We start from the raw sequence: 19367 nt of genomic DNA, 5'->3' as shown, positions 1-19367 counted from the left end.
AGTGTGACAGCCCGGCCGAACCCTTTTTCGGGGCTTGGCCTCGGGGCCCGGGGTCAGCCCGCGGCCGCTTGTGCGTACGCCGTCGGCGGGACCCCGACCGTCGCTGTGAAGTCCCGGACCAGATGGGCCTGGTCGGCGTAGCCGAGGTCGGCGGCGAGGGTGGCCCAGTCGACCTCGCTGCGGGTGCCGGCGAGCTCCAGGGCCTCGTGGATGCGGTAGCGGAGGATGACCCACTTCGGACTCACGCCGACGTAGGCGGAGAAGAGCCGTTGCAGCGCCCGTACCGAGAGTCCCGCCGTGCGGGCGAAGTCGTCGACGCGGCGGACGGTGCGGTCGTCGTGGACGCGGTCGACGAGGGCCGTGGCGAGGTCGGCCTGCGGGTCGGGTTCGGCCGGGGCGAGGGGGAGGAGGAAGGCGTCGAGTGCGGCGACGCGGGCCTCGTCGGTGGCGGGGGTCACGACCTCGCGGGCGGTGTCCGTCGTGATCTGCGGGAACACGTCCCGGGCGGCGAGCGTCCGGCCCGTCCAGTGGGACACCGGGTGCTCGGGAGCGTACGGCCGGAAGCCGCCGGGGCGGAACTTCACCCCGCAGACCCGGCCACGGCCGGTGAGCTTCCTGGTGTAGAGGCCGCCGGGGATGCCCGTCAGCTCGGCGTGGGGCGAGCCCTCGTCCTGCTGGAAGGTGAGGTGGACGGACGGGTGCGGGACGACGTGGGAGGCGTAGGGCTCGGGCAGGTCCCAGTCGATGAACCAGTACCGCTCGACGTACCGGCGCAGGGGCTCGGCGGGCTCATGGCGGCGGAACCTCACCCGGGTCAGCAGCCCGGCCGGGTCGACGATCCCGCGGGTGTCGCGGCGGGGGGCGGCCATGAGGGGATCGTACGTCCGGGGTCGGGCGTCGCGTTTCTTCAAGAAGGGCGGGTGGCGGTCTTCGTACGGTCGGGGCATGGACACGAACGCGGCGAAGAAGACATACGGCATCGGTGAGCTGCTGGGGATGGCCCGGGAACGGGCGGTTCCGGTGTTCCGGGGGATTCCGGACGCGGCTCTCGGGGCTGCCACGCCCTGTGCGGAGTACGACGTGAAGGCGCTGGTCAACCATGTCTTCCAGGTGATCGTGCAGTTCCAGCGGCTGGCCGTGAAGGAGCCGTCGGACTTCGGCGAGGTCACCCCGGACCGGGTGGCCGATGGCCCGGACTGGCGGGAGCGGCTCGCGCGGGAGACGGACCGGCTGGTGGCGGCCTGGTCCGCGCCCGGCGCCGAGGAGGGCACGACCGGGGCGATGGACATGCCGGCGCGGCTGGTCGGCGCGATGGCGCTGCTCGATCTGACCGTGCATGTGTGGGACCTCGCACGGGCGACGGGACAGGAGTACGGACCTGCGGACGAGGCGGTCGTGGCGGAGCTGACGGCCGCGGTGGCTCAACTGGCGCCCACGGCCAGGAAGATGGGGGTGTTCCGGGATCCGGTGCCGGTGGCCGAGGACGCACCGGCGTTCGAGCGGCTGCTGGCGGGGACGGGGCGGGATCCGCGCTGGGGGTGAGGTGCGGGGCGGTTCCGGCGGGGTGGGGGTGCGGGGTTGTGGCGCGACGGGGGCTAGGAACTCGGAGGGGTTCGGGCTTGGGAGGGCCGGCCGGTTGGAGTGGTGGCGGCTCGGGGGTTGGGGTGATGGTGAGCGTGGGTCAGCGGGCTGGGGGGTCGGCGGGCCGGGGCGATGTTCGAGCGGCTGCGGGCCGGTGGGGGCTGGTCGCGCCCGCGCGGCGGTAGCCGCAGATCGACGCAGCCCCGCGCCCCTGGGGAGTGGCAGTCACCCGCGTTACGACGGTCCGTTCGCCACCTCGCACGCCACGGCGGACCGTTGGCCGCGCCGCGCGCCACCACGGGCCGTTGGCCGCGTACGGCGCGCAGGGGTCGGGGGTGCGGGGTTGTGGCGGGGCGGCTGGTTGGGTGGTGGCTCGAGGGTTGGGGTGGCGGGCCGGCGGGCTGGGGCTCGTAGGGGTGCGGAGTGAGGGCGGGGCGGCTGGTGGCGTGGGCGGGATGAGGTCGGTGGGGCCGCAGGGCGAGGGCGGCGGGTTGTGCTCGGCGGTGGGGTTCTCTTCGGGAATAGGGCGGAGTGGGGTGTCGTTGCTCCGGGTACGCAGTTATAGTTGAACGGTAAACAACCTGGAGGGTGAGCGACCATGCAGTTCGGGATCTTCAGCGTCGGCGATGTCACGCCGGACCCGACGACCGGCCGTACGCCGAGCGAGCGCGAGCGGATCAAGGCCATGGTCGCGATCGCCCTGAAGGCCGAGGAGGTCGGGCTCGACGTCTTCGCGACCGGCGAGCACCACAACCCGCCGTTCGTGCCGTCGTCGCCGACCACCATGCTCGGGTACATCGCCGCGCAGACCGAGAGGCTGATCCTCTCCACCTCGACCACGCTGATCACCACGAACGACCCGGTGAAGATCGCCGAGGACTTCGCGATGCTCCAGCACCTGGCCGACGGCCGGGTCGACCTCATGATGGGCCGCGGGAACACCGGGCCGGTCTACCCCTGGTTCGGCAAGGACATCCGCGAGGGCATCAACCTCGCCATCGAGAACTACGCCCTGCTGCGCCGGCTGTGGCGCGAGGACGTCGTGAACTGGGAGGGGAAGTTCCGGACGCCGTTGCAGGGGTTCACCTCCACGCCCCGGCCGCTGGACGGCGTCGCGCCGTTCGTCTGGCACGGCTCCATCCGCTCCCCGGAGATAGCCGAGCAGGCCGCCTACTACGGCGACGGGTTCTTCCACAACAACATCTTCTGGCCGGCCGACCACACCAAGAGGATGGTCGAGCTGTACCGGGCCCGGTACGCCCACTACGGGCACGGAACGCCCGAGCAGGCGATCGTGGGCCTCGGCGGCCAGGTGTTCATGCGCCGCAACTCCCAGGACGCGGTGAAGGAGTTCCGGCCGTACTTCGACGTCGCGCCGGTGTACGGGCACGGGCCCTCCCTGGAGGACTTCACCGACCAGACCCCGCTGACCGTGGGCTCCCCGGAGCAGGTCATCGAGAAGACGCTGAAGTTCCGCGAGTACGCCGGGGACTACCAGCGCCAGCTGTTCCTCGTCGACCACGCCGGACTGCCCCTGAAGACCGTCCTGGAGCAGATCGACCTGCTCGGCGAGGAGGTCGTGCCGGTGCTGCGCAAGGAGTTCGCGGCGGGGCGTCCCGCGGACGTCCCGGAGGCTCCCACCCACGCGTCCCTGCTGGCCGCGGAGCAGAACAAGGAGGTCGTCGCATGAAGCTCGTCGTCGTGTCCGCGGGGCTGAGCGTCCCGTCGTCCACCCGCCTGCTGGGAGACCGGCTGGCCGCGGCCGTGGGTCGCGCGGCCGAGGTGGACGTGCAGGTCGTGGAGTTGCGGGACCTCGCCGTGGAGATCGCGCAGAACTTCACGAACGGCTTTCCGGGACGGGCGCTGGCCGCCGCGCAGGAGGCGGTGGCCGGGGCCGACGGGCTGATCGTGGTGACCCCGGTGTTCTCGGCGTCGTACAGCGGACTCTTCAAGTCGTTCTTCGACGTGCTCGAGCCGGAGGCCCTGGAGGGCAAGCCGGTGCTGATCGCGGCGACCGGTGGCTCGGCCCGGCATTCGCTGGTGCTGGAGCACGCATTGCGACCGCTCTTCGCCTACCTGAAGGCCGTCGTCGTGCCGACCGGGGTCTACGCCGCGTCGGAGGACTGGGGTGCCGAGGGGCTGGACGGGCGGATCGAGCGGGCGGCCGGGGAACTGGCCACGCTGATGGCGGGACTGTCGGTCGGGCGCGGGCCGCGTGCGGCCCGGGCCGACTCGTTCTCGGCCGTCGTGCCGTTCGAGGAGCAGCTCGCCGCGTTGCGTCCCACGGGGTGAGAGGGCAGTAAGAAGGGCACCAGGTGAGCAGCTCATCACGTCGTACGACTCGGTGGGACGGCACACTGAGGGTGTGCCCCAAAATGTGCTGCTCGCCGAAGACGACCGCGCCATCCGTCACGCCCTGGAGCGCGCCCTGACCCTGGAGGGCTACCAGGTCACCGCGGTCGCCGACGGCGTCGAGGCGCTGGCGCAGGCCCACAAGACGCCGCCGGACGTGCTCGTTCTCGACGTGATGATGCCCGGGATCGACGGGCTCCAGGTCTGCCGGGTGCTGCGCGCCGAGGGCGACCGGACGCCGATCCTCATGCTGACGGCGCTCGTGGAGACCCAGGACCGGATCGCCGGTCTGGACGCGGGCGCCGACGACTATGTGGTCAAGCCGTTCGACGTCGAGGAGGTCTTCGCCCGGCTGAGGGCCCTGCTGCGGCGGACCAGCCCGGACGGGATGGCTCCGGTCGGCGTCGCTCCGAAGGCCGTGGTGCCCGACCTGCCCGAGGGGCGGATCGAGGCCGCCGGACTGCGCATGGACATCCAGGCGCGGCGGGCCTGGCGGGGGACGCGCGAGCTGGAGCTGACCCGTACCGAGTTCGAGCTGCTCGAACTGCTCGTGCGGAACGCGGGCATCGTGCTGGATCATTCGACGATCTACGATCGCATCTGGGGCTACGACTTCGGGCCCGGCTCCAAGAACCTCGCCGTCTACGTCGGCTATCTGCGTCGCAAGCTCGACGAGCCCGGCGCGCCGCAGCTGATCCACACGGTGCGCGGCGTGGGTTACGTGCTGCGGGAGGACTGAGTGGGGCGGCTGGCTCGGCTCTGGGCCCGGCCGCGGCCCCGGCTGCTGTCCCTGCGGACCACGTTCGCGGTGTCCTTCGCCGCGGTGACGGCCGCGGTGACCGTGCTGGTCGGTGTGCTGTCCTACAGCGCCGCCGCGCGGCTGGTGCGGGTGGACCAGGAGTCCGTGTTCGACCAGGTCGTGCAGGATCTCCGGGACGAGGTGAGCCAGCAGCGGATGACACCGGAGGACTTCTCGTCCTCGGCGCCCGGGCACGACCTGGTGCGGCCCGCCCGTACGGATGTGCAGGTGCTGGGGTCCACCGGGGTGGTCGCCGACCCCGGGCGGCCCGGGCTGCCGGTGACCTCCGGGGACCGGCGGATCGCGGCCGCCGGTACGGCCGGGCGGATGGTCCTGCACAAGGAGGTCTCGGTCGGCAGCGATGTGTACCGGATCGCCACCGTCTCGCTGGGGGGCGGGCACGGCGCCGTGCAGGTCGCCCAGGAGTTCAGTGACACCGAGGATCTGTTGCGGGCGCTTCAGCAGCGGACGTTTCTGCTCATGGTGGCGGTCGTGGTGGGCGCCGGGTTGTTCGGGTGGTGGCTGGCCCGGCGGATCACCCGGCGGCTGGTGATCCTCACGTCCGCCGCGGAGGATGTGGCGCGGACCCGGCGGCTGGGGATCGAGGTGCCGGTCACCGGTTACGACGAGGTGGGGCGGCTGGGGCGGGCCTTCGACCGGATGCTGGGGCGGCTCGCGCAGTCGGAGGAGGATCAGCGGCGGCTGGTGCAGGACGCGGGGCACGAGCTGCGGACGCCGCTCACGTCGTTGCGTACGAACATCTCGCTGCTGCGGCGGATCGATGAACTGCCGCCCGCCACGCGCGACGAGCTGGTCGCCGATCTCTCGCAGGAGGCACGGGAGTTGACCGATCTGGTCAACGAGCTGGTCGACCTCGCGGCCGGGCAGTCGGACAACGAGCCGCCGCAGCGGGTGGACCTCGCCGATGTCGCGGAGGAGGTGGCGGGGCTGGCCCGGCGGCGGAACGGGCGGGAGGTCGTGGTGCACGCCAGCGGGTCGACGGTGACGGACGGGCGGCCGGGCATGCTGCAACGGGCCCTGTCGAACCTGGTCGAGAACGCGGCGAAGTTCGACCGGGACGGTACCGCTCCGATCGAGATCTCGGTGTCCGGGTTCACGGTGTCCGGGCCGGTGCGGGTGGAGGTGCTGGACCGGGGGCCGGGGATCGCCGACGCCGATCTTGTGCGGGTGTTCGACCGGTTCTATCGGGCGGCGGACGCGCGGTCGTTGCCGGGGTCGGGCTTGGGGTTGTCGATCGTGCGGGAGGTGGCGTTGTCGCACGGGGGCGCGCCGTTCGCGTTCCCCCGGGAGGGGGGCGGGACGGTGATCGGTTTCACCGTGGGCGGGGATGCCTCCGGCGGCTGAGCCGGGGCGGCTCGGACCTCACCGCACCGACCCCTCAGAATGGGCACACCTGTCCGAGAGAGTGGGGGCGTCGACGTGCTCAGTGACGAGGAGGCCGCTGTCCTCGCGGCCATTGACGAGGCCGGGGTCGCCCGGACCCTGCTGGAGCTGATCGCGATCCCCAGCGTGACCGGGAGCCCCGCCGAGTCGGAGATCCAGCACCACCTGGCGGGCCGGCTCCGTGCGTCGGGCCTCGACGTGGACCTGTGGTCGATGGATCTGCCGGCCCTGCTGGCCGATCCCGGCTTCCCCGGCTCCGAGGCGCCGCGCGACGAGGCGTGGGGGCTGGTCGGGCAGACCCAGGACGGTGGGGACGGGCCCACGTTCGTGTTGCAGGGGCACGTGGACGTCGTACCGCCCGGGGATCTCGCCGCGTGGGAGGGCGACCCGTTCGTGCCCCGGGTCACGGGAGACCTGGTCCATGGGCGCGGTGCCTGTGACATGAAGGCCGGGCTGGCGGCGGAGCTGGCCGTGCTCGCGGCCCTGCGGGACAGCGGAGTGCGGCTGCGGGGGCGGGTCGCCGCGCACTTCGTCGTGGGGGAGGAGGACGGGGGACTCGGGGCCTTCGGGACCCTGCGGCGGGGGTACGGCGGTGATGTGTGCGTCATCGCGGAGCCCACGGCCGGGAGCCTCATCACCGCCAACGCCGGTGCGCTCACCTTTCGGCTCACCGTCAACGGCAAGGCGGCACACGCCAGTTCGCGGTACGAGGGGGTGAGCGCCCTGGACGCGTACGTGCCGTTGCACCAGGCGCTGGCCCGGCTGGAGGCCGAGCGGAACCGGGATCCGCATCCCCTGATGGCCGCGTACCCCGTTCCGTACGCCCTCTCCGTGGGCATCCTGCGCTGCGGCGACTGGTCCAGCAGTGTGCCCGACCTGCTCGTCGCGGAGGGGCGGCTGGGGGTGCGGCTGGGCGAGGACCCGGCGGCGGCCCGGGAGGAGTTCGAGGAGTGTGTGGCGCGGGTGTGCGGCCTTGATCCCTGGTTGCGGGAGCATCCCGTGGTGGTGAGCTGGCCCGGCGGGCAGTTCGCCAGCGGGCGGCTGCCCGCCGGGCATCCCCTGCCGGCTGCCGTCCGGGCCGCCCACGCGGATGCGGTGGGCGGCCCGGCCCTGCCGGAGCGCGGGGCGCCGTACGGGAGCGATCTGCGGTTGTACGCCGGGGCCGGGATCCCGGCCCTCCAGTACGGGCCCGGGGACATCGGGGTGGCGCACAGCGCGCGGGAGCACGTGGCCGTGCGGGAGGTGGTGGACGTGGCGCGGGTCCTGGCGGTGACCGTGTTGCGGACCGTGGGTACGAAGTAGGGGACCAGTTCGCCGTCCTGCCGAAGCAGCGCTCCGGCTACTGGGGGTGGCGGGACGCGGGCTCCCTCGGCGGCAGCGAGGTCCTTGTCAGCTACGGCCGAGATCCCGCCGTCGAGGTCGAGATCTCCTCCCGGTCGACGCCGTCGACGCGGTGCTGGTGGAGACGAGCCGGCTGGTGGAGCCGATCTCGCGGAAGTCGAGGTGCCTCGGCGACGGGGACGTCCGCTAGGCGGACTGCGGGCGCAGCGGGATCGTCTCCAGGGCGGCGCGGGCCGCCTCGAGTGCGGGGTGGGTCTGTTCCGCGACCCGGTGGAAGGTCTCCTGCGCGGTGCGGGCCGGCCAGGCCGGGGGCAGGTGGCGGGCCGGGAGTCTCGGGTCCGTGCGGATGGTGCGCAGCCAGTCGCTGACCAGGCGGAGGCGGGTGCCGATCGGGTCGTCGTCGGTGCCGTTGCCCAGGTGGGCGCTCCAGCGCTTGTCGAAGGCGGCGTAGCGGGCGGCGATGGACTCCAGGTCCCAAGTCTCGCGGATCATCCGCTCGATGTCGGTCACCTCGGCGGCCTGGGCGTGGAAGATCTTGACGTGAGCCGTGAGGCCGAGCTCGGTGACCGTCCTGGAGACGTCCACGTGGCCGGGGGCGATCCACAGGCCGCTGTACAGGGCGCCGAAGCCCGACCAGGTGAGCCGTGAGCGCAGGTCGTGGCGCTGGCGTTTCCAGGAGTCGGGCAGGGAGAAGCCGAGCAGGGTCCAGGAGCCGTCCCAGTCGTCGTTGACGGCGCCCTGCTTCCAGATGCGGGTGCGGCCGTCGATCAGGACGCGGGTGGCCTGCGGGGTCAGGCCGAAGAACATCTTGCGGCCCTCGCGCTGACGCTGGAGCAGACCCCGGTTGACCATGCGGGTGAGCGTGGAACGTACGGCCTGTTCACCTACGCCCACGCGGCCCAGGACGTCGATGATGCTGCCCGAGTAGACGCCCAGGTCCCCCTCCTCCAGGACGTGGTTGCCGAAGAAGGTGAGCATGAGCGACTGCGGGCGCGGCTGCGGCCCCTCCGCGGTGTCCAGGATGTCGTCGTCCTCCACGGGGGCAAGGGTACGGCCGCCCGCCGAGGGCACGGCGGGCGGTCGTGGAAGGTCGTGGGAGGTCACCGGCCGTCGGCGGGGTGCGCGAGGTCGTACGGGCGGAGGTAGGGGGTGGGGCGGTACGAGACGTAGCGGGTGGGGGTGGTGGGGTCGGCCGCGGTGGCGCGGGAGTTGAGGGACGCCGGGTCGGTGCCCTGCCAGCTGCCGGTGGTCACGCGGTCCTCCAGGGCGTGGAGGGCGGCCAGTTGCTCGGCCGGGCTGAAGGTGCAGTGGCCGGCGTTGTCGACGTACGCCTGGCGCAGGAGGGGGCCGGAACCGGCCGCGGTGGCCGCGCGGCGCAGGGCACTCTCCGTCTGGACGGGGACCAGGGGGTCGCCGATGGTGTGGATGGAGAGCTGGGGCTTGGCCAGCTTGCCGGTGAAGCTGCTGGTGCTGCTCATCCACGACACGGCGTTCTGGTCCGCCTTGATGCGCGGGGCCCGGTTGAGGGCGGCGAGGTCCTTGGTCAGGGAGAGGCCCGCCTTCTTGTACAGCTCGGTGACCTCCTTGCGGACGGAGGACTTTTCGAGCAGCCGGGCGTAGTCGATGCCGGTGTTCCAGGACATGTTGCCGCCCGCGCGGACCTCGGCCTCCTGGCGCCGGTTGAACGCGGCGATCTTCAGCAGGCCCTTGACGGCGTCGTATTGGTTGGCCTGTTGGGCGTCCCAGTCGGTCGCGGCGGGGCGGGTCTGGGTGGGTGCGTTCCAGACCGGGATGTTGTGCAGGGCCGCGGCGAGGGCGATACGGGTCCGGCCCTCGGTCGTCGACTGGGCGGAGTCGACCGTGGCGGTCAGCGTGTTCGCCGCATCGGTGGCCGCCTGCTGCGTCGGGAGGTTCACCAGGGGGACGTCGGAGCCCAGAAGCGTCTTGAGGGCGAACACCGGGTCGAGGGTGTTGTTCCAGTTGGCGATGCCGCCGTGGACCAGGCCGCACATGGAGAGCGAGCCGTCGATCTCGTCCGGGTGGCGTTCGGCTATCGCCGTGGTGACCAGGCCGCCGTACGACCGTCCCCAGGCGAGGGTGCGCGAGGCCTGGCCGAAGCGGGTGGTGAAGGCCTTCAGGGTGGCCATCTGGTCGGGGACCGCGTCGGTGACCGCCCAGCCGGTGGACGCGTACGAGGAGCCGATGAGGGCGTAACCCTGCTGGAGGAGAAGGGGCTTGGTGGCCGCGTCCGGGGCGTCCTGGGCGGGGTTGGCGGGGCCCGCGTTGTAGCCGTGGCTGAACAGGAGGACGGTGCCGTTCCAGTTGGTGGGGACATCCATCATGTACGTGGCGCCGGAGGGGAGTCGGCCGTCCACATGGGTGGTGTCCGTGGTGGCCGACGCCGTGGCGGCGGGTGCGGTGGTCAGGGTGAGCAGGAGGGCCGCCGTGCAGACGATGCGGGTGCCGTGCCTCATGCGGTGATCTCCTCCGTGCGGGCGGGGGTGGGGAGTTCGGACGCGGGGTCGGTCAGGGACGTACGGTTCGTCTCGCGGACGAACCACACGGTCAGCGCGGTGATCAGCGAGCCGCCGCACAGCAGGAGGGCGACCGGGGTGCCGTTGCCGCTGCTCGCGACCAGGCTTCCGGCGATCATCGGGGAGAAGCCGGCGCCGACCAGCGTGGCGCCCTGGTAGCCGAGGGAGGCGCCGGTGTAGCGGACCTTGGTGCCGAACATCTCGCTGAACAGGGCGCCCAGCGGGCCGTACATCAGCGACTGGGAGATGCCGTGGCCGAGGACCACGGCCAGGATCAGGGCCCCCGACGACTTGGAGTCGACCAGCGCGAGGACGGGGAAGGCGGTGGCGGCGGACAGGATCGCGCCGGTGAGGACGACCGGGCGGCGGCCGATCCGGTCGGAGAGCGCGGAGGCGCAGGGCAGCACGACCAGGGCGACCGCGGCGGAGACGGCGAGCGCGGTGAGCACCTGCGGGCGGGCGTAGCCGATGCCGGTGGCGTACGAGATCAGGTAACTGGTCAGCAGGGACTGGGCGGTGAAGGCGCCGATGCCGACGCAGCAGGCCAGCAGCACCGGGCGCGGGCGGCGCAGGACGTCGAGGATGGGGAGCCTCGACTCGGCGCGGTCCTTCTTCACCTCGGCGAACAGCGGGCTCTCGACCACCTTGAGACGGACGAACAGGCCGACGCCGAGCAGCAGCACGCTCAGCAGGAACGGCACGCGCCAGCCCCAGGCCGCGAACTGGTCCTTGGGGAGGGTGGAGACCAGGGCGACCACGGCGGCGGAGATCAGGGAGCCGAGCGGGGCCCCCATCTGCGTGAAGCTCGACCAGAGCCCACGGCGCTTCTCGCCCGCGTGCTCCACGACCATCAGGGTCGCGCCACCCCACTCACCGCCGATGGCGATGCCCTGGACCACGCGCAGGGCGATCAGCAGGACCGGTGCCCAGACGCCGATGGTGTCGTAGGTGGGCAGCAGGCCGATGAGGAAGCTGGCGCCGCCCATCAGGCCCATGGTGAGCAGCAGCATGTTCTTGCGGCCCAGGCGGTCGCCGAAGTGTCCGAAGACGATGCCGCCGATGGGGCGGGCCACATATCCGGCGGCGAAGGTGCCGAACGCGGCGATCGTGCCCACGGCGGGGTCGGCGCCGGGGAAGAACAGTTCGCCGAAGACGAGCGCGGCGACGGTGCCGTAGACGAGGAAGTCGTAGAACTCGACGGCGGTGCCGAGCAGTCCGGAGAGGGCGACTCGGCGGAGTTGGCGGGTGCGTTCTGATGCGGTGGGGGACGGGGGCATCGCGGGCTCCCTTGGAGCGGGGGAAGGACACCGTGAAATTAGGCTGTCTCGTGACCGCCGTCAATAAAGTGCACAACATTAGCGGGAGTGTGACGTGGATCACTGGAACTCGGTGATGCGTCCGGGCAGTTGAGTGCGTGACCACAGATATGCGAACCCGGATACGGGCCGGGGATCCGGACGCCTTCGCGGAGCTCTACGACCAGTACGCCCGCTCGGTGTACAACCACGCCTTCCGGCTGACCGCCGACTGGTCCGTGGCCGAGGACGTCATGTCGGCGACGTTCATGGAGGCCTGGCGGCGCCGGACGTCGATCGAGGCCGACGGGGGCTCGCTGCGGCCCTGGCTGCTCGGCATCGCCACGAACGTCGCCCGGTCCCACTACCGCAGCAACCGCCGCTACCGGGCCGCGGCCGGCGCGGCGGCCGCGGCAGGGGTGGCCGAGGTCGCCGACCATGCCGAGGAGACCGCCGGGCGGGTGGACGACCGGCGCCGGATCGCCGCCACGCTGACCGCGCTCGGCTCCCTGAGACGCCCCGAACGCGAGGTCCTGGTGCTGTGCCTGTGGGAGGGGCTCGAGTACGCCGACGCCGCCCGCGCCCTCGGCATCCCCGTCGGCACCGTCCGCTCCCGGCTGTCCCGGGCGCGCGGCAGGCTGCGGAAGCTCGCCGAGGCCGAACTGGCGAGAAAAAGACGGGAACTCACCCCGTCGAACCGGCAGATAACAGGTGATCGCGACTACGTGATCCGGTCCGCACAGGAAGGAAACCGATGAACGCCAGCCCCTCCCAGCCGCACCCGGCCGAGTGGACGGAGACCCAGGGTCTTCTGCCCTCCGTGGAGCGGGATCTGCCGGCGGGCCGCCACCAGTTCCACAAGGAGCAGATGATGGTCCGGATCCGCGAAGACCTCCGTGCCACGGCCGTTGCCCCCGTACGCCGCAACCCGTTCCTGCGCCGGACGGTCCTGCTGCCCGCGCTGGCCTGCGCCCTGGCCGGCGCGGTCGTGGGCGGCCTCGCCCTGACCGGCGGCGGTGACGCGAACACCTCCCTGGCCACCGGGCCCGCCCTGACAACCCGCATCGGCGCCGCCGACGCCCGGGGCGCCGACCGCCTGCTCGACCACATCTCGCTGGCCGCCGCCGACACCTCCGAACCCGGCGTGCGCGACGACCAGTTCCTCTACATCGCGTCCAAGGTCGCCAGCACCTACCCCAAGACGGTCGACGACAAGACCACGGTGGTCAGCGAGAAGCTGCACTCCCGTCAGGTCTGGGAGTCCCCCGACGGCAGGAACGGCTGGCTGATCGAGCCGGGCAACACGAGCGAGGACGGCATCACCCTGGCCGGACCGAACCCGCTCAGCTCTGCCTACCGCCGGCTCGCCCAGCTGCCCACCGAACCCGGGGCCCTGCTGCGGAAGATCTACCAGGAGTCGGATGCCACCAGGGATCCCGAAGTCTCCCGCGACCAGGCCGCCTTCGTCGCCATCGGCGACCTGCTGACCGAGAGCTACCCGCCCGCGAACCTCACCGCCGCGCTCTACAAGGCCGCCGCCGAGATCCCCGGTGTCGTCGCGGTGGACGACGCGGTCGACGCGGTGGGGCGCCACGGGGTGGCCGTCGCGCGGCTCGACGAGCAGAGCGGGCAGCGCACGGAGTGGATCTTCGACAGGAAGACGTACGCGTTCCTCGGTGAGCGCAGTGTGCAGGTCGGGCCGAGTGAGACCTTCAAGAAGGGCACCGTGACGTTCACCATCGCCATCACTCAGCGGGCGGTCGTGAACGAGATGAAGGAGGTGCCGGGGCAGGCGGGCTGACGGGTCAGGCCCGCTGCAACTCCGGGGCGGGCCGCTCGCCCGAGCCGCGCACGATCAGCCGGGTCGGCACGGTGATGGTCCGGGCCCGGGTGCGGTCGCCGTCGAGGCGGGACAGGGCCGTGGTCGCCGCCGTCCTGCCGATCTCGTCCGGGTCCTGGGCGACGACGGTCAGGGCCGGTTCGAGTGCCTCGGCGAGCGGGACGTCGTCGAAGGAGACGACGGCGACGTCCTTGCGTCTGCTGCGGGCGAGTTCGGCCACTATCCCCAGGGCGACGATGTTGTTGCCGGCGAACAGGGCCGTGGGCGGAGCGGCCAGGCCGAGGAGCCGGGAGGTCGCGGCCGAAGCCCCTTGCTGGTCATGGGCGTTGGTGACCAGGGAACGGTCGTAGGGCAGGCCGGCCCGCTCAAGGGCCTCCCGGTACCCGGTGAAGCGCTCACGGCGGGTGTAGAGCTTGACCGGCAGGTCGCCGACGAAGCCGATGCGCCGGTGGCCGTGGGCGATCAGGTGGGCGACGCCGTCGTGGGCGCCGGTGCGGTTGGAGCTGACCACGCTGTCGGCGGCCAGGCCCACTCCGGGGCGGTCGAGGAAGACGACGGGCAGCCCGGTGGCGCGGTGGGTCTTGAGGTGGGAGTGGTCGGCGCCGACGGACGGCACGACCAGCAGGACGCTGACGCGGCGGGCCAGGAACTTGTCCGTCAGGGCCCGTTCACGGTCCGGTTCGTCCGCCGACGAGCCCATGAGCAGGGTCAGTCCACGGTCGCGGACCGTGTCCTCGATACTGCGGGCCACCGCTCCGAAGAACGGGTTGCCGAGGTCGGGGATGACCAGCCCGACGGTGGTGTCGGGCCCGCCGACGCGGATGTTGCGCGCCATCAGGTTCGGCTGGAAGCCGAGCTTGGCCACGGCGGCCAGCACCTGTTCCCTCGTCTCGGGCGACGCGGGTCCGTCCTCGTTGAGAACGCGGGAGACCGTCTTGGCGCTGACGCCCACTTCGCGGGCGACGTCGGCCAGGGTCGGGCGGCGGTTCGCTGCCATGGAGGAAACCGTCTCCTGTGCTCGTCGGTTCCGGCCGCGGCCTCGGCCGGATGCCGTCGAGTGTCGAGTGCTGTGGTCAGGTGGCCTGGACGCCCGCGGCCTTCGCGGCCTCGGAATCCGCTACGACAGTACCGCCGGCCTCGTCCACGGTGAGGGCGCCGGTCATGATGGCGACGACCTCCGCCATGGAGTAGTCGGAGGGCTTGATCAGGGCGGCGCGCCGGCCCAGCCGGTGCACATGGATCCGGTCGGCGATCTCGAAGACGTGGGGCATGTTGTGGCTGATCAGGACGACCGGCATGCCCTTGTCCCGGACCCGCCGGATGAGGTCGAGGACCTGTCCGGACTCCTTGACGCCGAGCGCGGCGGTGGGTTCGTCCATGACGACGACACTGCGGGCCCAGGCGACGGAACGGGCGACCGCCACGGCCTGCCGCTGGCCCCCGGAGAGGGTCTCGACCGACTGGGTCAGCGAGCGCAGTCCGATCTTCAGGTCGGCCATGTGCTCGGCGGCCTCCTGGCGCATGCGCTTCTTGTCGAGCATGCGGAAGACACTGCCGAGGACACCGGGCCGGCGCAGCTCGCGGCCGAGGAACACGTTCGAGGCGATGTCCATCGAGGCGGCCACGGCCAGGTCCTGATAGACCGTCTCGATGCCGTGAGCGCGGGCACTTTGCGGGCCGGAGAACTGGATGGGTTCGCCGTTGAGGCGGATCTCGCCCGCGTCGGGCGTCACCGCACCGGTGAGCGCCTTGATGAGGCTGGTCTTTCCGGCGCCGTTGTCGCCGATCACGGCGAGCACCTCGCCGGGCAGCAGGTCGAAGTCGGCACCGTCGATGGCGGTGACCTGGCCGTAGCGCTTGACGAGACCGCGGGCCTGGAGGATCGGGGTGGGGGAGTCGAGGGCGGTCATCGGGCCTTCTTCCGGGAGATCTGGTCGACGGTCACCGCGAGGATGACCAGGACTCCGGTGATCAGGGTCTGGTAGATCGAGGCGACGCCCATCAGCTGGAGCCCGTTGCGGAAGACCCCGACGATCAGGACGCCGATGAAGGTGCCGAGGACCGAACCGCGGCCTCCGAAGAGGCTGGTGCCGCCGAGGACCACGGCGGTGATGCTGTCGAGGTTGTCGGTCTGTCCGGCCTGCGGGTCACCGACTCCGGTACGGGAGATGAGGAGCAGGGCGGCGACGCCGTAGAGGAGACCGGCGACGGTGTAGACGCCGATGGTCAGCCGGGAGGTGCGGATGCCGTTCAGCCGCGCGGCTTCCTGGCTGTTGCCCAGGGCGTAGACGTGCCGGCCCCAGCCGGTGCTGCTCAACGCGTAGGCGAGCAGCAGGAACAGGCCGATGGTGACGAGGGAGCCGTAGGTGATGTCGGTGTGGCCCATCGGGAAGGTCTGCCCGAGGGCCGTCAGCGGGCCGGGCAGGTTGGTGACCGTCTGCTCCTCGGAGTAGATGTGGGTCAGCGCGAAGGCCACGTTGAGCATGCCGAGCGTGACGATGAACGGCGGCAGCGGGATCTTCTGCACCAACAGCCCGTTCAGCAGCCCGAATCCGCCGCAGACGACCAGGCCCAGCGCGATGGCGGCGAGCGGCGGCAGCGAGCCCTCGGCGGCCATCTTGGCGATCACGATGCTGCCGAACGCCATCACCGCGCCGCACGACAGGTCGATGCCCGCGGTGAGGATGATCAGGGTCTGGCCGATGGCGAGGGTGCCGACGACCATGACCTGCTGCACGATCAGCGAGAAGTTCCCACCGGTGAGGAACTGGTCGGAGGAGACGGCGAAGAAGACACAGGCGAGAAGGAGGGCGACGAGCGGGCCGGTGGTCGGTGCCGTGAGCAGCCTGCGGGCCGTGGTCGGCGCTTTGAGCTCGGCGTACGGCGAGGAGGTGCTCGGAGGCGTGGACGTGGCGGTCATGCGAAGTCCTTGTCGGAAGACAGAAGTCCTGGTGGGACAAGGGGGCGGCCGTCCCCGGGTCGGGGAGGTGCGGGGCCGGCCGCCCCGCTCAGGGGTGAGGCGAAGAAGTACGTCCGCTGGAGCCGGACTCAGCCCCAGCAGTTCTCCAGGCCGAAGGCGGTGTCCTTGGACGTGACGCCCGTCTGGGCCTTGTCGGTGATCAGGGTGACGCCGGTGTCGGTGTAACCGGACGCCTTCTTGCCGTCCTTGGCGTACGTCACGACGGCCTTGACGCCCTGGGCGGCCATCTTCAGCGGGTACTGCTGCGACGTGGCCGCGATCTTGCCGTCCTTGACGGCCTGGGTGCCGGTGCAGCCGCCGTCGACGGAGACGATCAGTACGTCCTTCTCGCGGCCCTTGGCCTTCAGCGCGGTGAACGCGCCGAGCGCGGCCGGCTCGTTGATCGTGTAGACGAGGTTGATGCCGGGCTCCTTCTGGAGGCAGTTCTCCATCGCCGTCTGGCCCTTGGCCTGGTCGCCGCCCGTGTCCTGGGCGCACGCCACGTCCTTCTCGGTGGCGCCGAAGCCCTTGAGGAACCCGTTGTGCCGCTGGACGCCGACGGAGACGCCGGGCGCGAGGTCGAGGGCGGCGATCTTCGCCGTCTTGCCCTTCATCGCGGCCTTGGCGTACTCGCCGATCAGCTCGCCGGCCTTGAGGTTGTCGGTGGCGAAGAGGGCGTCGACCGCGCTCTCCGGCTCGGTCGGCGTGTCCAGGGCGATGACCAGCACGCCCTTGGCCTTGGCCTTCGCTATCGCGGGCACGATCGCCTTGGAGTCGCTCGGGGTGATCAGGATGCCCTTCACACCGGCGGCGACCATGTTCTCGATGGCGGTGACCTGACCGGCGTTGTCTCCGTCGAACTTGCCCGCCGCGGTCATGAGCTGGGCGCCGTTCTCCTTGGCGGCCTTCTCCGCACCCTCCTTCATCTTCACGAAGAACGGGTTGGTGTCGGTCTTGGTGATCAGCCCGACCTTCACCGTGCCCGATCCGGAGCTCGTGGAGCCCGATCCGGAGCCGGAACCACAGGCCGTCAGGGCGAGGGCCGCGACCGACGTGCACGCGGCGACTCTGAGCAGGGAGGAAGGCAGTCGGGGGATGCGAGACATGAACGACTCCAGCGGGATTGCGGACGAGCGGCGGCATCGGAGCATGCCGTCCCTAGGTGTCATCGTTGACTTATGTCATCGTTGACACTGCCGAGGATGATGACCCCGTCTCCCGGCAACGTCAATGCCCCGCGTCTGTCACAAGTCCGCAACGGTGAGGTGGCCGCCCGCTTCGTGCCCGAACCGTTGACGAGCCGACCGCACTGCGCACATCATTCAGACCGACCCCGGATGTCATCGATGACACAAGTCAACGATGACATCCGGTCGGCGCCACCGCGACGAACAAGGACACGCACCCGTGAAGAAAACCCTGCTCGCCGAGTTCACCGCCCGTGAGGGAGCGCAGGACGAGGTCGCCCGCATGATCGTGGAGTACGCCGACAAGGTGCGTGCGGAGGAGGGCAACCTCGCCTTCGACGTCTACACCAAGGCCTCGCATCCACGCGCCTTCTGGATCTTCGAGGTGTACCGGGACGAGGACGCCTTCCAGACGCACCTGAACGCCCCGTACGGCGGCCCCTTCAACGCCGCGCTCACCCCGTTGATCGAGGAGGACGCCTCCGTGCTGACGTTCCTCGACCCGGTGACCTGACCGGAGCCGGCGCAGTGCCGGGGACGGGGTGCTGATCTGCCGGTGACGCCGACGGCAGTGCCCTGGCCGCTCGCGCTCCGGGGCCGGTCGGCCTGGCCCCGACGTGCTTCAGCCGTGTCGGGACGGGTGGTCCCCCTCGGGCTTCGGCTCTGGTCGGCTGGAAGTGTCCTCGGGCTTCAGCTCTGGTCGGTGCGGTGGCGTCCTCGCGCTCCAGCCCCGGTCAGCCGGTCGCGCCCTCGCGGTCTTGCCTGTGCGTGGCGGGCCGCCCGCCCCGGGCGAAGAGGTCGGCGAGGGGCAGACTCGCCGCGCCGACCGTGACCGCGTCGGGGCCGAGCTTGCCGAGGTCGATGGAGACACGTTCGGCCGGGTGCCGCAGGGCGTACGCGTCGGCGTACCGGCGTACGGCGGGCAGGAAGCGGGGACCGAGCTGGAGGCCTGCCCAGCCGCCGATGAGGATGCGCTCGGGCTGGAAGAGGTTGACCAGGTCGGACAGGCCCGCGCCGACGTACTCGGCGGTCTCCTCCAGGACGGCGAGGGCCACCGGGTCGGCCTCGGCGGCCTGGGCCGGGTGGGCGGCGGCGAGCAGCGCGGCCAGCGCGGTCTCCTCGTCGGCACCCACGGGCGGATGGCCGCCCGCCTCGCGCCAGCGGTCGACGAGTGCCCCCGCGCCCGCGTAGGCCTCCAGGCAGCCCAGGGCACCACAGCGGCAGCGGCGTCCCCTGACCTGCACGGTCACATGCCCCCACTCCAGGGGGCGGCCGTATTCGACCTCCTCGGTGACGAGACAGGCGCCGATGCCCGAGCCGAAGAGGACGACCACCGCGTTGCGGCAGCCCCGGCCGGCGCCGAACCACAGCTCGGCCTGGCCGAGTGTGCGGGCGCCGTTGTCGATGAAGTACGGGACGGTGTCGGGGAGTTCACAGGTCGAACGCAGCAGGGACTCGAGCGGGACGGCGTCCCAGCCGATCGTCTGGCCGTGCACCACCGCGCCCTGCCCTGGGGTGCGGGCCACGATGCCGGGGACTCCGATGCCGACGCCCAGGAGCTGTTCGGGGGCGATGTCGGTGTCGGCGAGCACCTCGGCGATGCCGTCCCGGATGTGGCCGACGACGACCTCGACGTCGTAGCCGTGATGCTCCAGCGGCCGTTCGGTGCGGGCGAGTTCGGTGAGGGTGAGGTCGAAGAGCTCGACGCGGACGCGGGTCTCGCCGACGTCGACGCCGATCATGTGGCCGCCGGAGGGGGCCACGCGCAGCAGGGTGCGGGGGCGGCCGCCGTCGGACTCGACGGTGCCGGCCTCCTCGACGAGGTGGTCCTCGACCAGTTCAGCGACCACGTTGCTGATGGAGCCGCCGCTCAGGCCGGTGGCCGGGCCCAGCTCGAAGCGGCTCATCGGCCCGTCGAAATACAGCCGTCGCAGTACGGCGGCCCGGTTGCCCCGTCGCAGGTCACGCACCGTCCGCCCGTTACGCCCCGCCATGTGGATCCTTTCCGACGCCGCCTCGACCTGCAAGATACCGCCGCGCCGACCCTTGACGCGACTTTCCTTCGCGTCTTAAAT

At 71.5% G+C, this 19367-nt stretch carries 18 protein-coding genes; 9 read left to right on the top strand and 9 right to left on the bottom strand.

Annotation, left to right across the window (positions count from 1 at the left end; all coding sequences use genetic code 11):
• Positions 1 to 53 precede the first annotated feature (53 nt).
• The gene (locus tag OG841_RS20435) at positions 54 to 869 is read right to left on the bottom strand and encodes a DUF6597 domain-containing transcriptional factor (protein ID WP_371566416.1); all 816 of its coding nucleotides are present in this window, start codon (positions 867 to 869) and stop codon (positions 54 to 56) included.
• A 76-nt stretch (positions 870 to 945) separates the two neighbouring features.
• On the opposite strand from OG841_RS20435, the gene OG841_RS20430 reads away from it, so the two are divergent.
• The 6 genes from OG841_RS20430 (at position 946) to OG841_RS20405 (ending at position 7438) form a co-directional block, all read left to right on the top strand.
• Complete coding sequence (locus tag OG841_RS20430; RefSeq protein ID WP_328640194.1) at positions 946 to 1542, top strand: TIGR03086 family metal-binding protein; 597 nt, start codon at positions 946 to 948, stop codon at positions 1540 to 1542.
• A 637-nt stretch (positions 1543 to 2179) separates the two neighbouring features.
• Entirely contained in the window at positions 2180 to 3271 is a 1092-nt protein-coding gene (locus OG841_RS20425) for an LLM class flavin-dependent oxidoreductase (protein WP_365118181.1), read from the top strand.
• Positions 3268 to 3873 carry an FMN reductase gene (locus tag OG841_RS20420; RefSeq protein ID WP_371566413.1) on the top strand — a complete coding sequence of 202 codons (606 nt, stop codon included), beginning with the start codon at positions 3268 to 3270 and terminating at the stop codon, positions 3871 to 3873. The genes OG841_RS20425 and OG841_RS20420 overlap by 4 nt, the downstream gene beginning before the upstream one ends.
• A gap of 73 nt (positions 3874 to 3946) precedes the next feature.
• The gene (locus OG841_RS20415) at positions 3947 to 4672 is read left to right on the top strand and encodes a response regulator transcription factor (protein WP_328640197.1); all 726 of its coding nucleotides are present in this window, start codon (positions 3947 to 3949) and stop codon (positions 4670 to 4672) included.
• Complete coding sequence (locus tag OG841_RS20410) at positions 4673 to 6097, top strand: sensor histidine kinase (protein ID WP_371566411.1); 1425 nt, start codon at positions 4673 to 4675, stop codon at positions 6095 to 6097.
• Positions 6098 to 6172: 75 nt separating this feature from the next.
• Positions 6173 to 7438: an ArgE/DapE family deacylase gene (locus OG841_RS20405; protein ID WP_371566409.1), complete on the top strand. Its 1266-nt coding sequence runs from the start codon at positions 6173 to 6175 to the stop codon at positions 7436 to 7438.
• A 225-nt stretch (positions 7439 to 7663) separates the two neighbouring features.
• On the opposite strand, the gene OG841_RS20400 is transcribed toward OG841_RS20405, so the two are convergent.
• From OG841_RS20400 to OG841_RS20390, 3 genes are all read right to left on the bottom strand, one after another.
• A complete protein-coding gene (locus OG841_RS20400) occupies positions 7664 to 8515 on the bottom strand; it encodes a PaaX family transcriptional regulator (protein ID WP_328640200.1) in 852 nt (283 codons plus the stop codon).
• Positions 8516 to 8577: 62 nt separating this feature from the next.
• Complete coding sequence (locus tag OG841_RS20395) at positions 8578 to 9951, bottom strand: alpha/beta hydrolase family protein (RefSeq protein WP_328640201.1); 1374 nt, start codon at positions 9949 to 9951, stop codon at positions 8578 to 8580.
• On the bottom strand, positions 9948 to 11288 hold the full coding sequence (locus tag OG841_RS20390) for an MFS transporter (RefSeq protein ID WP_328640202.1): 1341 nt from the start codon (positions 11286 to 11288) through the stop codon (positions 9948 to 9950). The genes OG841_RS20395 and OG841_RS20390 overlap by 4 nt, the downstream gene beginning before the upstream one ends.
• A 137-nt stretch (positions 11289 to 11425) precedes the next feature.
• Between OG841_RS20390 and OG841_RS20385 the strand changes: the two genes are divergently transcribed.
• The gene (locus OG841_RS20385) at positions 11426 to 12064 is read left to right on the top strand and encodes an RNA polymerase sigma factor (RefSeq protein ID WP_328640203.1); all 639 of its coding nucleotides are present in this window, start codon (positions 11426 to 11428) and stop codon (positions 12062 to 12064) included.
• Complete coding sequence (locus tag OG841_RS20380) at positions 12061 to 13107, top strand: CU044_5270 family protein (protein ID WP_328640204.1); 1047 nt, start codon at positions 12061 to 12063, stop codon at positions 13105 to 13107. Before OG841_RS20385 ends, OG841_RS20380 begins: the two co-directional genes overlap by 4 nt.
• A 4-nt stretch (positions 13108 to 13111) precedes the next feature.
• Here the strand turns inward: OG841_RS20380 and OG841_RS20375 are convergent, their stop codons facing one another.
• From OG841_RS20375 to OG841_RS20360, 4 genes are all read right to left on the bottom strand, one after another.
• Positions 13112 to 14143 carry a LacI family DNA-binding transcriptional regulator gene (locus OG841_RS20375; protein WP_371566406.1) on the bottom strand — a complete coding sequence of 344 codons (1032 nt, stop codon included), beginning with the start codon at positions 14141 to 14143 and terminating at the stop codon, positions 13112 to 13114.
• Between the two features lie 76 nt (positions 14144 to 14219).
• Positions 14220 to 15056 (bottom strand): ATP-binding cassette domain-containing protein, encoded by an 837-nt coding sequence (locus OG841_RS20370; RefSeq protein ID WP_020120685.1) that lies wholly within the window; start codon positions 15054 to 15056, stop codon positions 14220 to 14222.
• Positions 15053 to 16066: an ABC transporter permease gene (locus tag OG841_RS20365; protein ID WP_328640206.1), complete on the bottom strand. Its 1014-nt coding sequence runs from the start codon at positions 16064 to 16066 to the stop codon at positions 15053 to 15055. The genes OG841_RS20370 and OG841_RS20365 overlap by 4 nt, the downstream gene beginning before the upstream one ends.
• 128 nt (positions 16067 to 16194) lie before the next feature.
• Complete coding sequence (locus OG841_RS20360; RefSeq protein WP_328640207.1) at positions 16195 to 17211, bottom strand: sugar ABC transporter substrate-binding protein; 1017 nt, start codon at positions 17209 to 17211, stop codon at positions 16195 to 16197.
• A gap of 301 nt (positions 17212 to 17512) precedes the next feature.
• Between OG841_RS20360 and OG841_RS20355 the strand changes: the two genes are divergently transcribed.
• Positions 17513 to 17806 (top strand): putative quinol monooxygenase, encoded by a 294-nt coding sequence (locus OG841_RS20355; protein ID WP_328640208.1) that lies wholly within the window; start codon positions 17513 to 17515, stop codon positions 17804 to 17806.
• Between the two features lie 220 nt (positions 17807 to 18026).
• Here the strand turns inward: OG841_RS20355 and OG841_RS20350 are convergent, their stop codons facing one another.
• Entirely contained in the window at positions 18027 to 19286 is a 1260-nt protein-coding gene (locus tag OG841_RS20350) for an ROK family transcriptional regulator (protein ID WP_371566402.1), read from the bottom strand.
• Between the last annotated feature and the right edge of the window lie 81 nt (positions 19287 to 19367).

The organism is Streptomyces canus (assembly GCF_041435015.1).
Classification (GTDB): domain Bacteria; phylum Actinomycetota; class Actinomycetes; order Streptomycetales; family Streptomycetaceae; genus Streptomyces; species Streptomyces canus_G.
The sequence above is the reverse complement of the archived record's forward strand: the minus strand, read 5'-3'. Positions and strand labels throughout refer to the sequence as shown.